11 protein-coding genes are annotated in these 14,537 nt (G+C 38.4%); 5 read left to right on the plus strand and 6 right to left on the minus strand.

The window, feature by feature from the left end; all coding sequences use genetic code 11:
- Positions 1–26 precede the first annotated feature (26 nt).
- The 5 genes from mreC (at position 27) to EL165_RS16940 (ending at position 5,319) form a co-directional block, all read left to right on the plus strand.
- Positions 27–881, plus strand: a complete 855-nt coding sequence (gene mreC / locus EL165_RS16920; protein ID WP_041461965.1) for a rod shape-determining protein MreC — start codon at positions 27–29, stop codon at positions 879–881.
- A complete protein-coding gene (locus tag EL165_RS16925) occupies positions 874–1,380 on the plus strand; it encodes a hypothetical protein (protein ID WP_002982456.1) in 507 nt (168 codons plus the stop codon). Before mreC ends, EL165_RS16925 begins: the two co-directional genes overlap by 8 nt.
- Positions 1,377–3,419: a peptidoglycan D,D-transpeptidase FtsI family protein gene (locus tag EL165_RS16930; RefSeq protein WP_002982457.1), complete on the plus strand. Its 2,043-nt coding sequence runs from the start codon at positions 1,377–1,379 to the stop codon at positions 3,417–3,419. The genes EL165_RS16925 and EL165_RS16930 overlap by 4 nt, the downstream gene beginning before the upstream one ends.
- Entirely contained in the window at positions 3,416–4,645 is a 1,230-nt protein-coding gene (gene rodA / locus EL165_RS16935; RefSeq protein ID WP_002982459.1) for a rod shape-determining protein RodA, read from the plus strand. Before EL165_RS16930 ends, rodA begins: the two co-directional genes overlap by 4 nt.
- A 95-nt stretch (positions 4,646–4,740) precedes the next feature.
- The gene (locus EL165_RS16940) at positions 4,741–5,319 is read left to right on the plus strand and encodes a pentapeptide repeat-containing protein (RefSeq protein ID WP_002982462.1); all 579 of its coding nucleotides are present in this window, start codon (positions 4,741–4,743) and stop codon (positions 5,317–5,319) included.
- Positions 5,320–5,449: 130 nt separating this feature from the next.
- Here the strand turns inward: EL165_RS16940 and EL165_RS16945 are convergent, their stop codons facing one another.
- The 6 genes from EL165_RS16945 to EL165_RS16970 form a co-directional block, all read right to left on the minus strand.
- Complete coding sequence (locus tag EL165_RS16945) at positions 5,450–6,160, minus strand: C40 family peptidase (protein WP_002982464.1); 711 nt, start codon at positions 6,158–6,160, stop codon at positions 5,450–5,452.
- 306 nt (positions 6,161–6,466) lie between these two features.
- Entirely contained in the window at positions 6,467–7,573 is a 1,107-nt protein-coding gene (locus tag EL165_RS16950) for an efflux RND transporter periplasmic adaptor subunit (RefSeq protein ID WP_002982467.1), read from the minus strand.
- A 27-nt stretch (positions 7,574–7,600) separates the two neighbouring features.
- On the minus strand, positions 7,601–10,870 hold the full coding sequence (locus tag EL165_RS16955; protein WP_002982470.1) for an efflux RND transporter permease subunit: 3,270 nt from the start codon (positions 10,868–10,870) through the stop codon (positions 7,601–7,603).
- A 32-nt stretch (positions 10,871–10,902) separates the two neighbouring features.
- A complete protein-coding gene (locus EL165_RS16960) occupies positions 10,903–12,294 on the minus strand; it encodes a TolC family protein (protein WP_002982473.1) in 1,392 nt (463 codons plus the stop codon).
- Positions 12,295–12,373: 79 nt separating this feature from the next.
- Entirely contained in the window at positions 12,374–13,726 is a 1,353-nt protein-coding gene (locus EL165_RS16965) for a sensor histidine kinase (RefSeq protein WP_002982476.1), read from the minus strand.
- Entirely contained in the window at positions 13,723–14,415 is a 693-nt protein-coding gene (locus tag EL165_RS16970; RefSeq protein WP_002982479.1) for a response regulator transcription factor, read from the minus strand. The genes EL165_RS16965 and EL165_RS16970 overlap by 4 nt, the downstream gene beginning before the upstream one ends.
- Between the last annotated feature and the right edge of the window lie 122 nt (positions 14,416–14,537).

Raw genomic sequence — 14,537 nt, forward strand, 5'->3', positions numbered from 1 at the left:
TTAACTTTTTACGACTATATATCTGAATGGGATTTTTGCTGAGATTATTTTCGAAGAATACTCTTTTCGTCTTCTTTATATTCCTGCAAATTATTGCTCTGGTTTTGATATTCTCAAGAAATGCCATGCAGAGATCCTGGATTGCGGGCCAGACGGCAGCGTTCAATTCATGGGTTTCCGGATATATTGATGAAGGAGTTTCTTATCTGAAGCTAAAACAGATCAATGAAGATCTTGTGGCTCAGAATAAAGCCCTTATGACTGAACTCTACGGAAAAGACGGTTCAAAGAATCCTGTTTTTAAAAGAGTTCATGATACCATTGGTGGTGGGCAGATTTATACTTTCGTTGATGGAGAAATTGTTTTCAACAGTATCAACAGAAGAAATAACTATTTTACAATCAACCGCGGACGAAGAGACGGAGTCTTTCCTCAAATGGGAGTGATGGCGCCGAGAGGAATCGCAGGAATTGTAATCAATTCTACAGACAGTTATGCATTAGTTCAATCCGTGTTAAGCGTAAACAAGATCAGGATTAATGCAGCGCTTAAAAATTCAGGATATTTTGGTACTTTAACATGGAACGGAGATAACTCAAGGGTAATGCACCTGGCAGATATTCCGAAATATGTTGCATTAAAGATAGGAGATACCGTTGTTACAGATGGTAAGTCTGCTATTTTCCCTAAAGGAGTAACCATCGGTACCATTGCAGGATATTCTGTGGATAACAAAACCGGCTTCTGGGATATTTCCGTGGAGCTGAGTGAAAAAATGGGAGCGTTGAATAAAGTGTATGTAGTGAAGAATCTTAAGAAAGCAGAAGTGCAGAAGATTCAGGACACTATGCAGGCTGTAATAAAAAAAGAAAATGATTAGCAGAACTTTATTTACAGATATATTGATCATGATCTTTCTTGTTGCATTACAGATTTTTGTACTCAACAGGATTACACTTTTCGGGAAATATACGCCGGTATTATATCCCGTGTTCGTTATGTTCTATCCGTTTTTCAGAAATAAATTTCAGTTCCTGGCATTAAGCTTTTTAATAGGGCTGTCTATCGACGGCTTTCTTTATTCATGGGGAATCAATGCATTTGCAACAACGTTGATAGCTTACTTCAGAACGTTGATCTTCAGGACTTCCACAGATACGTCAACAGACTTTTTCTCTTTTCAGTCCCTTCAGTGGGCGCAGTTTTTGCTGTTTTTATTTTCAAGTATTTTCCTGCATCAGCTTCTAGTTCAGTATATTGAATTCTTTAAGTTTAGCAGGTTTTTTGAAATATTATTTAATGTGTTGGTGACAAGTGTAATTTCATTTATCTTTATAGTTATTTACGCATTAATATTTAAAATCAAACAAAAAGTTTGAACACACGTTATTTAAAAATTTTTTCCATCCTTGTTACGATCGCCCTTATTTTTGTGGCGAGGCTTGCTTATTTGCAGTTGTTTACAGACCGTTATGCACTGAATGCTGCCAATACTTCCATTAAAACAGAATATGTAATTCCACAGCGTGGGGTTATTTTTGACAGAAATGGTAAAATCATGGTAGGTAACCAGCCTGCTTATGAAATTTCGTTTACGCAGGCTCTAATGAAACCTGATTTTGATACTCTGGCGTTTTGCAGTTTAATGAAAATTACAAAACAGGATTTTATCAATAGAATCAATGTTATCAAAAAGGAGAAATATTATTCTAAGCTGACCCCGATGACTTTTATTAAAGACCTCAGCAGAGAAGATATTGCAAGAGTTCAGGAAATTATTTTTAAGTATCCCGCATTTAATATCGTATCGAGACCCCAGCGTCAGTATGAAGTTTCCACATCCGGAAATCTTTTGGGATATACGAGTGAGGTAAATGAAAGAGACATTAAAAAAGATTCTACCTACTACTTACCGGGAGACTTCATCGGGAAAACAGGTGTTGAAAAATCCTACGAAAAAGAACTTCGTGGGGTAAAAGGAGTAAAATATATCCAGAAAGATATCAGGCTCCGGAATATTGGTTCCTATAAAAATGGTGCGCTTGATAAAGACGTCATTACAGGTAAAGATATCACATTAACGATTGATTACGACCTTCAGAGAACAGCTGAAGAAATGCTCGTCAATAAACACGGGGCAATTGTAGCCTTAGATCCTAATAACGGGGAAGTGCTGGTTTCTGCAACCGGACCGGATATTGATCCGAATCTTTTTACCGGACCCAACAAATCCAAAAATTTATATGCGCTGTCAAAAGACACGCTTTACGAAAATAAACCTACTTTTGACCGTGCATTACAGGCAGGATATCCGCCGGGATCCACTTTTAAACTGTTGACTGCCTTAGCGGCAATGCAGATGGGAGTGATGGATGAAAAAACTATTTTCCCTTGCGGTGGAGGATTCTTCTATAAAGGTAAAAGAATCAAAGGTCATGGTGGAGCTGATCCGCTTATTCCTTCTATCCAGGTTTCTAGTAACTGTTTCTTTACTTATGCATTTATTGCGATTATCAAAAAATACCCGGGAAATCCTTCAAAAGGTGTTGATGAATGGAAAAAGATCATGAGCAGCTTCGGGGTTGGGGAGTTTTTAAATAATGATTTTGCTGTTGGGGCAAGAGGCAGAATCCCTTCAGGAGATTTTTACGAAAGAAGATTTAAGGCGATCATGAAGGCCAGCGGGTCCCAGAGAACCGATTTCAAAAACTGGGATGAGATGTCAACCGGTGCTATTTATAATGGGATGGGGCAGGGAGATGTTTTGGTAACGCCTATTCAGCTGGCTAATTATGTGGCAGCTATTGCTAACAGAGGATGGTATTATACTCCTCATATTGTAAAAGCAATTGACGGGAAGCCAAACCCAGATCCAAGATTCAAAGTAAAACATAAAACACTTGTAGATCCAAAGTATTTCGAACCAGTTCTGAAAGGAATGGAGGCCGTAGTTTTGAGAGGTACAGCCCGTGGTTTGAAATCCAATGATTTTACACAATTAGCCAAAACGGGTACTGCACAGGTACCGCAAGGAAAAGATAACTCAATTTTTGTATTGATTGCTCCTGCAGAAAAACCTAAAATTGTGGTAGTGGCAGTAATGGAACACGCAGGATTCGGTGCTACATGGGCAGGGCCGGCCTGTACGGTGATTGCTGAAAAATATATTACAGGTGATTTAAAAAGAGAAAATCTTTACAAAAAAATGATCACCTCAAGTTTCATGCCTGAGTATAAAAGGCAATGGATTGCAGACCTGAAACGTAAAGGTTTATATGTTGACCCTAAACCTGATTCTATTAAACAAAAGAGAATTAAGGATAGCCTTGAGTTGGTAAAACAACAAAAAGCAAAGCTGCAAAAGAAAATAGAAGAAGCTAAAAAAAATAACACTGCTAAAAAAACTGTGAAGCAATGAAATGGACGGAAGGAATAGATAAACTGGGCCTCGGGCTGTATTTCCTGCTTTGCGTTTTTGCGATTGCAAATATTTACAGTGTTGATCAGAAACTGGGAGAAAAACAATTGGTCTTCTTCTGTATCTCTCTTGTTGTTGGTCTTGTTATATTCGTGGGAAGAAGCAAATTCTTTGAGAATATGGCCGGTATTATTTACATTGGAGGTGTTCTGCTTTTGATAGGACTTTTTCCGTTTGGTAAAGAGATTCTCGGGCAGAAGAACTGGTATAAGTTCGGTAGTTTTACTATGCAGCCTGTGGAGTTTGCAAAAATCGGAACGGCATTAATGCTGGCCAATTATGTTTCAAGTCCGGATTTTAATCTTAAAAATAAAAAGTCCCTCTGGACAGCTCTTGCCATTATAGGAATTCCGGCTGCAGTTGTTCTTGCTATTCCGGATGTTGGTTCCATGCTTGTGTTTATCGCATTCTTTATTGCTTTATACAGAGAAGGTCTGAGTGGGCTTTTGTTCGGGATAGGATTTATTTTTGCAGGCGTTTTTCTGATTTCACTGGCTGTTCCTCCGGTTTATGTTGCGGTGGCAGTTTTAGTTATTGCCGGTGTTCTGATTGCCATGAATTATCACAGAATGTCATGGGATGTCATTTCTATCTCAGGTATTGCAGGTTCTGTTCTTTTGCTGTGCGGTCTGGCTTTCGGATCTCCTTACATTTTAGAAAAACTTCCTAAACACCAGAGAGAAAGAATTGAGGTTCTTTACAAAGGAGAGAAGGCGTTCAGGGATACTTCAGGATACAACCTGCTGTATTCAAAAACAGCTATCGGATCAGGAGGTCTTTGGGGGAAAGGATATCGTGAAGGATCTGTTACCCAGGGCAAATTTGTACCGGAGCAGGAAACCGATTATATCTTTTGTACAGTAGGAGAAGAATGGGGCTTTTTAGGAAGTGCAATTCTTATTTTATGCTACATGGTTTATATCAGCAGAATATATTACCTTGCAGAGAAGCAGAAATCCACATTTAACCGTGTATTTGGGTATTGCTTTGCCTCGATCCTGCTGATGCACTTTTCGATCAATTTAGGGATGGTTATGGGGCTTTTCCCTACGGTTGGGATCCCTCTTCCGTATTTCAGTTATGGAGGAAGTTCTTTACTTGCCTTCTCAATAATGACATTTATTTTCTTTAAACTTAATTATTCCGATAAAAACAGTTTGGTGTAAATCTTTTAAGCGGTGATATAAATCGCAAAAGGTTGATATGCCTGTTTTGTAAATCTGCACATTGCAGAGTATATTGTCGTTTTATAAATCATTACATGATGAAAGAAGCTTATGTCTCTGATCAGGATTTCGTAAATACAGACGGTTCTCAAATAGAAAAAGGAGAGTACGAGAACTGTACTTTCAACAACTGTAATTTTGAATATGCAGATCTGTCTGGGTTCAGTTTTACAGACTGTGAATTTATTGAATGTAACCTCAGCATGGTAAAACTTACTAAGACAGCTTTCCATGAGGTGCTTTTCAAAGATTGTAAAATGTTTGGGCTACAGTTTAATGATTGTAATCCATTTGGATTATCTTTCAGATTTGACGGATGTGCTTTAAACAATTCAGTTTTTTATCAGACTTCTCTTAAGAAAACGGTTTTCAAAAATTCCAGATTAATTGAAGCCGATTTCGCTGAATCTGATTTATCAAATGCTGTCTTCAATAACTGCGATCTGTCGGGCGCTGTTTTCGATGGTACAAACCTCGAAAAAGCAGATTTCAGAACTTCGGTCAATTATTCTATAGATCCGGCTTTAAACAGGCTTAAAAAAGCTAAATTTTCGCTGTCTGAAATATGTGGACTATTGTATAAACTGGATATTGAAATTGATAAGAACAGTTGAGAACTCATGACTATTCGGTGAGTTGATATTATATGACTCGGATTTAGCCTGAATTTATCGTGAAATATCACAAATAAAAAAGCCATCAGAATTCTGATGGCTTCATTATTTAAATCAATTATTTATAAAATTAAAAATTTGCTGGTGTAGCTGGAGTAACAGCGGCAAGATTGTTGTAAGCTTCTCCTTCTTCGTTGATTACCCTCTTGGCAAATCTGAATTTAGGACCCCAATAAGAATCATTCAGTGAAGAAATCATTACTCCTTTTGATGTTGCTGCGTGGATAAATTTGATCTCACCATCTTCAGAAACACTTTCTACAATACCTACGTGAGAAATTCTTCTTCCATGAGAAAAGAAAATAAGATCTCCCTTCTGTAGTTCTCCTCTTTCTACTCTTTCTCCTTCCTGAGCCTGAGATGCTGCTACTCTTGGTAAGCTAAGACCTGCTGCTGCTCCGAATACGGAAAGAACAAAAGCTGAACAATCTATACCGTTTCTTGTAGTTCCTCCATATCTATAAGGAGTTCCAAGGTATGTTTCAGCTTCTTCAAGGATACCATCAATGGTTTTATTATGTTTGACTGCTTTTGCAATCTCAGAATTCTTAATTGCTTTTTTAGCATTGGATATAGATGCCGCCTTTTCAGCAAGGAAAGAGTCAATAAGTCTTTGCTTATCCTGCTCCATTTTTTTGTTATCTATAGAAGCTAGTTTGGCATCTGTTTTGTATTCTTTTGTGTAAGTTGCTGGTTTTGAAACCACATAATTTGTAGCACACGATTGTAATGAAACTGTAGAAACTAAAGCAACTAAATAAAACAAAACTCTTTTCTTCATATATATTTGATTATCCGTGTTAAAAAGGAATATTTATTTTCAAAAGCATTACAAAAGTAGAGATTCCGAGCAAAAGACCCCTGTTATGATAATTATCAGGATCTTATTTTAACACTATTTAACATATTATTTACATATGTTAAAGAAAAATAAACCGCAACAGCCTATTTTTGGTCAGTATGCGGTTTTTTTTATTAAGATTCTTTAACAAACTTATTTCAGTTTATCCTGAATCAGTATGTTTTTTAAATTTTTAAGTCTAAAAAAGCCAGTATAAATTTTGTTAATAAATGTTTGACTATAAGCCTATTTTGGGGCTTTAATTCTAATATTCTGTCCATCGCGGATTTCTTCTGTTGCGGTCTTTACAATTACATCATTTGAAGATACAGGTCCTATAATTGTTGTGGTCTCGCCATTGGCAATTCCTGATGTGACAGGGATCCAATGGGCAGTATTTTTTTCTACTTTAATTACAAATACTCCAAGGGTGGAATTAAGTACAGCAGAAGAAGGGACGGACAAGGATTTACTGTTTTCGCTTAAAGGAAGAATAACATTGGCTACCATTCCCGGTAAAAGCCTTTTGTCTTTGTTATAGACATCCATTTCTACCCACTGAGAGCGTAATTTGCTGTCTAGTGCTCCTGCAAATCTTGATACTTTTGCAGTAAAAGTCTCTCCGGGAATAGATTGAATGGAGAACTTAATATCTCCATTTTTATTCAACAGTCCGGTATAAGATTCAGGAACATTAACCACCAAGCGTAATCTGTCCTGCTGTACAAGGCTGAACATAGGAAGATCGGAGCCTTTTCCTGATGGTCCTACATAAGCTCCTGCACTTACATTTCTTGTTGCAATATTACCACTGAACGGAGCCCTGATCTGCAGATAGTTTTTAACATCTGCAACTTCCCGATAGGATGCTTTTGCAGCCTCCAGTTGCGCAAGGTCAGATTTTTGCGCTGCTAAAGCCTGCTCCAGATCAAGAGCTGAAATGGTTCCGGGAGTTTTACTCGTTTCTTTTAAACGATCATATTTCGCTTTGCTGGCAATATAAAGGGCTTCTTTTGATTTTAAAGCTGATGAGGCTGCGCTCTGCTGAGAACTGATTTCAGGAGCTTCTAAGGTAGCCAGTAACTGACCTGCTTTCACCTCGTTCCCTACATCTACATATAACTTTTTAACAAAACTGCTGACCTTGGCATAGATATCTACTTTCTGATAAGGCTGCAATTCTCCGGGAATTGCGGTGGATGAAGAAAAATCATCCTGTTTGGGATTAACCGTTTCGATTTCCGGGGATGCAGGGTCTTCTGCCTTTTTAGTTTCTTTCTTTTCCGCATGGCTACAGCTTTGAAGGCTGACAATAAGTATTGCCGGAATTAAATATTTATATAGTCGGTTCATATTTTATTTTTAGTAGCTAAAGGTTATTTATTTAACAATTTCAGGCATAAAGTGAATGCTTTCCTCATCTTCAGGGTCAAGGGAAACACTTTGGGTAGTAGCTTTTCCCTGTCCCCATGCAAATGCCAGAGGAAGGATAAAAAGGGCGGCAAATGTAGAGGCAACCAAACCACCGATTACAGCTCTGCCCAACGGTGAAACCTGATCTCCGGCTTCTCCCAGTCCTAATGCCATTGGGATCATTCCCACCACCATTGCTAAAGCAGTCATCACAATAGGTCTTAGCCTCAGGGCGGCAGCTTCTCTTGCGGAAAGTAAAGCATTTCCATTATGTTTTCTTAGCTGTTCTGCGTTGGTAATTAACAGCACGGCATTTGAAATTGAAACCCCTACAGACATAATGATTCCCATATAGGATTGAAGGTTTAATGTAGATCCGCTGATGATCAATAATGCTAGAGATCCTACAAGAACTGCCGGTGCGGTTACCAATACTACCCCAGAAACTTTAAAAGACTGAAAGTTAGCCGCAAGCATTAGGAATATCACAACAATAGCAATGATCAGGCTGCTTTGTAAGCTGCTCAGTGTCTCATTTAACGTCTGGCTTAAACCAATCAGTTGTACATTGAGTCCTCTTGGAAGCTCTCCCATGTTATCAATGACTTTTTGAACATCTTTTGAAGCAGTTCCTAAATCGGTATGGTTAAGGTTGGCTGTAACAGTAAGTGTTGGCATTGCCCCCAGGTTGTCAGTTTCCCCGTATGTGAAACTGTTTTTAATCGTTGCCACATCACCCAGATTCGGTCTGTTTGAATTTTTCTGCAATGGAATTCCTGCTATTTCTTCTTTGCTGTTCATTTTATTTTCCGGAATCTGAACCTGTACGTTATAACTGTAACCTGCTTTTTCATCCGTCCAGATATTTTTTTCGGTAAATCTTGATGATGAGGTGGATGCTACCAATGAACGGGAAACGTCTGACATGTCCACACCAAGCTGGGCCGCACGAATACGATCGACATTGATGTCAAGAGCTGGATATTTTATAGACTGCCCTATTTGAACATCTCTTAAATATGGTATTTTTTTAAGTTCAGTTTCTATTTTTTTGGCATACGCTTCATTCACGCTTTTATCCCTTCCTGATAATCTTACTTCAATAGGAGTAGGTGATCCCTGGCTAAGAATTTTTTCTGTCAGTTCAATGGGTTCAAAAGACAATTTCATATCAGGATTAATACTTTTGGCTTTTTCTCTGATTTTATCTTTTAAATCATCCATATTGGTATGGTAATCCTCATTTAGTCCCACCTGTAAAACGGTTTCATGTGAGCCTGCCATCCAAAGATAAATAGGGCTTACGGAAAAAAGGGTAGGATGGGTACCTACATATGCAGATGTAATTGAAACATTGTCTTTTCCGACAATTTCTTTGATGCCATCTAATAATTTTAAGGTCTGCAGCTCTGTTTTTTCAATTCTCGTTCCGTCCGGAATACGCATTCTTACCTGAAACTGACTCCCATTTACCTGAGGTAAAACATCCCGCCCGATACTGTTTAAGAATAAGGCTACCATTACCATCATCAAGATAATATAGGCGGAAACCAATATTTTTCTGTAGGGCATGATTCTGTCTAAAAACTTCAGGTAACGGAACCGGATTTTTTCAAACATACTTACTTTCCCGTCACGGTTGCTGTCTTCGTTTTGTAATAAGATTTCTTTCTGGCTCCATGTATCATTTTCATCGCTTAGTCCAGCTTGCTGAAGTTCTTCAGAGTCTGTCAGAACATGGCCGTCTTTTGCTTTGTGGTGTTTTACTTTCATAATCCAGTTTGCCATTACAGGAACAAAGGTCTGTGCAAGAAAGTAAGAAACAATCATGCTGAAACCGATGGCCAATGCAAGAGGCAGGAATAATGATCCCGGAATTCCACCCATCGTAAATGCAGGAGCAAAAACAGCCAGAATACAGAATAGAATTAACAGTTTGGGAAAAGCAATTTCTTTACAGGCATCCCAGACGGCAAGAGATTTAGGTTTTCCCATATCCAGATGCTGGTGAATATTTTCTATGGTAACGGTACTTTCATCAACGAGGATTCCAATGGCGAGGGCGAGCCCGCTTAAAGTCATGATATTAATAGTCTGGCCGAAAAGATTTAAAAATAAAACGGCTGAAATAATAGAGGTCGGAATTGTAAGAATTACAATCAGTGCACCTCTGATATCCCCAAGGAATAATATAACCATCAATCCGGTAAGAATAGCTCCGATGGTTCCTTCACTCAATAAACTCTTAACAGAATTGATGACATAGGTAGACTGGTCAAATTCAAAGCTGACCTTTACATCATCCGGAAGGTTGGACTGAATCTGTGGCAGTTGTTTTTTCAGATTCTGAACCACATCCCAGGTAGAGGCATCGGCACTTTTAGCAATACTCAGATATACCGAACGGCGTCCGTTGACCAGAGCATAGCCAGAGGTCATATCTGCCCCGTCGGTTACTGTAGCAACATCTCTTAAGTATAGATTCTGAACGCTGCCTTTATAGAGGGGAATATTTCCAAAATCCTTTACATTTTTAATCATCGTATTGGTTGGGGTAATATAGTATTTATCACCTATTCTTACGTTTCCTGACGGTGCGGTCTGGTTGTTCAGCCTCAGTGCTTCTACGAGCTGGTCTGGTGTCATGTTATGTTGACGAAGCAAATCAGGATTGGCATTAATCACCACTGTCCGGATATTTCCTCCGAAAGGAGGTGATGAAACAATTCCCGGAATTGAAGTAAATGTGGAACGAACATAAACGTTGGCAAGATCAAGCAGTTCATTGTTTGATCTTTTATCACTGCTTAGAACAAGCTGTCCGACCGGAAGTGTGGAGGCATCAAAGCGAATGATAAAAGGAGGATTCGATCCCGGAGGAAAAGCGGCCTGAATTCTGGTGGAAAATGAATTCAATTCTGCCGCCGCCTGAGCCATATCGGTTCCGGGATAGAAATTAATTTTCATTAACGTCAGCCCCTGGATGTTTTTAGTTTCAATACTTTTGATTCCGTTGACGAATAGAAAAATGTTAATATATTGTTTGGCGAAAAATGCTTCCATCTGCTGAGGAGTATATCCGCTGAAAGGATGGGAAACATAGATTACCGGTAAATCCAGTTTGGGAAAGATATCGACTTTAATGGAGTTCACCGACCGTATTCCAAAGAAAAACAGTCCGGCAACAATCACTAAGATCGTAATGGGTTTTCTTAATGCAAATCTTATTAAGTTCATTGAGATACTATTGATTATAATTGATATTAATCTTACAGTTCATTTTCAAATACAGAGAAGTCTCCCATAGCGGCTGCTTTTAACAGTAAGGCGTTCCATACATTGCTGATGGCGATATCCCTGTCGGTTTCTGCTCTTACCAGAGCGTAAATAGCCTGGGACAGATCCACAAGATCAGTCAGTCCGTTTTTATATAGAACAGATCTTTGGATATAGGCGTCACTGGCAGATTTGAGCTGAACCGGAACCTGATCATAAATCCGGAGGGCATTTTGCCACTTGTTATCGGATAAATCCAGCTGGGCTTTTAACTGTTGTTCTGCGAGATCATATTCATGTTTCAAACCCTGGCTTACATAATCCTGAGCGCTTATTTCCTTTGAGAGCCTGTAGGTTTGTGTAAAATTCCAGGAAACGCCAATTCCAAAGAGGTAGTTGCTTCTTGTAGGGTGAACCCCATCCCAGTAGGAGGAGGAATAATCATTCTGGTTTTGTGCATAGTTGCTTCCGAATCCTGAGCCTCTCGTCTGAAAGATCCCTACCATGGAGAATGACGGATAATACTGTGTCTTTAGAAACTGTTTTTCCTGCTCGCTTACATCAATTCTGCTTTTGTATAAAGCCAATAATGGATGACTGTCTAGAGAAGAACTCTTTTCTGTTGGGAAACCTGCCGGAATTCTTTTCAGTAAAGTACTGTCCAGTACAAATTCCTGAGCGGGAATTCCCAATAGCTGGGCAAGTTTATTTTCCTGCTCCTGTTCGTTATCTTTTGCTTTGGTGTAAGTGATCATAGCATTGGCGTAATCCGCTTTTGCAAGTGATAGATCTACGCCGGGAACGAGCCCGTTTTTTTCTTTAACCTCAACGATTCTTCTGATGGTATCAGTCCTTCCGAGATTCCGGGCGTAAGAAAGTTTTAATTTTTTTGCAGCTAAAACATTCAGGTAAGCGGCGGTAACTTTTATTTTGTGCTGAAAGATTTCATCAGATAAATCTTTGGCATCCCTCTGGTTTTTAGTTTCTGCAACTTTCACTCTTTGCCTGGCTTTTCCGAAAGCGAAAAATTCCCAGTTGACATTAGCCAGGTACAAAGCTCCGAAAGAAGCATTCCAGTTTTGATCAGGTAGAGGAAGTCCGGATGAAGCCACTCCGTAGCCTCCGAATCCATACAATGGACCGTTTTGTCCGTTGACGGTTCCATAATCCTGCTGCAGGCTGATATTAAGGTTAGGCAGGTATTGCCGTTTTGCCAACTCTATCGATTCCTGCGATGATAACCGGTAAGATTCTTTGGCTTTAATAGTTCCGTAATTGTGAACAGCAGTTTCCAGTGCAGATTGCAGCGTGAGGACCTTCTGTGCTTTTGCTGTGTTGACCAAAAAAACGGATGATAAGGCGAGAATAAAAATTCTTGAAAGCATCTAACGTATTTTTCTTTTTTCAAAGTAAATAATACATTTTGAAGCAAATTTGAAGTTGAAAAATTAATGTTGTTGGTAATTATTTAGCAAAATTTACTATCTGCTCTACGGATTCAAACAGAATTTCATTTTCATCTGGTATTTTTTCGGAAATTGAAGTTCCGTGCAGTTTATTACCGTCAAAATATACCGTTATGCTGTGCCATCCGTCTGCAAAATCATAATGAACAGCAAAATCATTTACCTCACAGATTTGTTTCACAATGGAAAGTCCCAGGCCAATACTTTCCTGTGACTGATTGCTTTTCTTGAACCTTTTAAATAGTTCCTGTGTGGGAACATGAGGAGGAAGACCGGTATTATTGATCTGAAAGTAATTCCTGGTTAAATTTATTTCAATTTTTCCTCCTTCAAGATTATGACGAATGGCATTTGAAAGAAGATTGCTTAACAGAATTTCTGCTAAAGTAGGGTGGATCTTAATATAAACATTCTTTTCACAGTTTCTGTGTAAAGTAATATTTTTTAACGCTAAATGATCGGAATACATGCACAGTGCTTCTCTTTCCACACGACAGAACTTCAATTCTTCGTTCGTGAGAAATTCATTGTTATTCAGTTTGGTAAGAAGAATTAGTGAGCGGTTTATTCTGCTCAATTTATCGATGGAATTTTGAATGTCCGTTAATAAAACCGCTTGATTTTCATTGATGTCTGTTTCTGCCAGCAGCTCAATTTTACTTTGAATGATGGCTAGAGGAGTCTGAACTTCATGCGAGGCATTTTCGGAAAACTCTTTGACGGAAGCATAATCCTCCAGAGCCTTGTCTGTCATTGTTTTCAGAAACTCATTTAATTTTTTAAACTCTTTTGTGCTGGTGGGTAAAAGGTCAAGCCTTTCTTTTTTCTGAATATTGAATTTCTGAAGCCTGTCAATTGCATGATGAAAAGGCTTTAATATAAATTTGGACAGGATTCGTGCTGTAATAAAAACAACAGCTGTGATTAATAAAAGCTTCCAGAAAAGGGCAATGAGCATTCCGCCCATTATTTCTTTTGTAGCTGTGATGTAACCGTATGAAGAAATTTTATAAATTTTACTGCCGATGTCTGCAAAAGAATTGATCTGGATTTTACATTCATTTCTGGAAACTCCCTGATCTTCAAGGCAGGTGTGTATGACTTGTGGTTCTGAAGGAATGTTTTTACCCTGGAATAAACTTACGGTAATAGGCAGCCCCTGTGAGGTTTTTGCCGGGGGTTCTCCTTTCCGGAGCTGATTGATAACGTAATTGTTGACAGTTTTTAACCTTTCTATCTCAACATTATCCAGTCTTTTTTTGATACCGGTATATGATATGTACATGCTTACGGGGGTAACCAGCAATACAATGGCGATAAACCAGACTGATATTTTATTCAATAAATTCATGAGCCACTATATTTTAAAGCATTGAACTTGTAGCCTAATCCGTAGATCGTTTCAATATAATCTTTTCCCTGGGCAGCACCAATTTTTTTTCTGAGATTTTTAACATGCTGATAAACAAAATCGAAATTGGATAAATTATCCGTATAATCACCCCAGAGATGATTGGCAATTGATTGTTTTGATAATACACGGTTTTTGTTGACAAGAAAGTACAGCAAGAGTTCAAATTCTTTCTGGGTAACTTCCAATCTTGTCTCGTTAATAATAACTTCGTAAGTGTCTGTATTTAAAATGATCTCATTGAACTTAACTTCACTGTAGCCTTCCATTTTTTTTCTACGGTAAACGGCTCTTAATCTGGCATGGAGTTCCGGTAAATGGAAAGGTTTTGTAATATAGTCATCAGCACCCCGTTCCAGTCCGTTGATCTTATCATCTAATGCATTTTTTGCTGAAATAATGAGAATTCCACTGCTGATTTTTTCGGTTTTAATGTAATTCAGAATGTTTAATCCGTTTCCGTCAGGCAGCATAATATCCAGCAAAATGCAATCGTACGAATTAAAGCTGAGTTTTTCCAGGGCTTCATTGTAATGATGGGAACATTCACAGATATAGTTCTCGCCTTCAAGATAATATTTCATGCTCTGGGCAAGTTCATGGTTGTCTTCTATGATCAGGATTTTCATAACGGAAACAAAGGTAAAATTAAATTCTGTATCAAATTTGAAGTTGTAGAAGTCTTTGTCTATGAATGTTTTAGGTTAAATAAAAAATTCCCCGGAAAACGGGGAATTTAAACTAATATGGA

The sequence above is a fragment of the Chryseobacterium gleum genome (genome assembly GCF_900636535.1).
Classification (GTDB): Bacteria; Bacteroidota; Bacteroidia; order Flavobacteriales; family Weeksellaceae; genus Chryseobacterium; species Chryseobacterium gleum.

What these genes read in the sequence shown, in the direction of transcription:
- mreC (WP_041461965.1), top strand. Translation starts at nt 27, where the DNA reads ATGGGATTTTTGCTGAGATTATTTTCGAAGAATACTCTTTTCGTCTTC.
- EL165_RS16925 (WP_002982456.1), top strand. Translation starts at nt 874, where the DNA reads ATGATTAGCAGAACTTTATTTACAGATATATTGATCATGATCTTTCTT.
- rodA (WP_002982459.1), top strand. Translation starts at nt 3,416, where the DNA reads ATGAAATGGACGGAAGGAATAGATAAACTGGGCCTCGGGCTGTATTTC.
- EL165_RS16940 (WP_002982462.1), top strand. Translation starts at nt 4,741, where the DNA reads ATGATGAAAGAAGCTTATGTCTCTGATCAGGATTTCGTAAATACAGAC.
- EL165_RS16945 (WP_002982464.1), bottom strand. Translation starts at nt 6,160, where the DNA reads ATGAAGAAAAGAGTTTTGTTTTATTTAGTTGCTTTAGTTTCTACAGTT.
- EL165_RS16950 (WP_002982467.1), bottom strand. Translation starts at nt 7,573, where the DNA reads ATGAACCGACTATATAAATATTTAATTCCGGCAATACTTATTGTCAGC.
- EL165_RS16955 (WP_002982470.1), bottom strand. Translation starts at nt 10,870, where the DNA reads ATGAACTTAATAAGATTTGCATTAAGAAAACCCATTACGATCTTAGTG.
- EL165_RS16960 (WP_002982473.1), bottom strand. Translation starts at nt 12,294, where the DNA reads ATGCTTTCAAGAATTTTTATTCTCGCCTTATCATCCGTTTTTTTGGTC.
- EL165_RS16965 (WP_002982476.1), bottom strand. Translation starts at nt 13,726, where the DNA reads ATGAATTTATTGAATAAAATATCAGTCTGGTTTATCGCCATTGTATTG.
- EL165_RS16970 (WP_002982479.1), bottom strand. Translation starts at nt 14,415, where the DNA reads ATGAAAATCCTGATCATAGAAGACAACCATGAACTTGCCCAGAGCATG.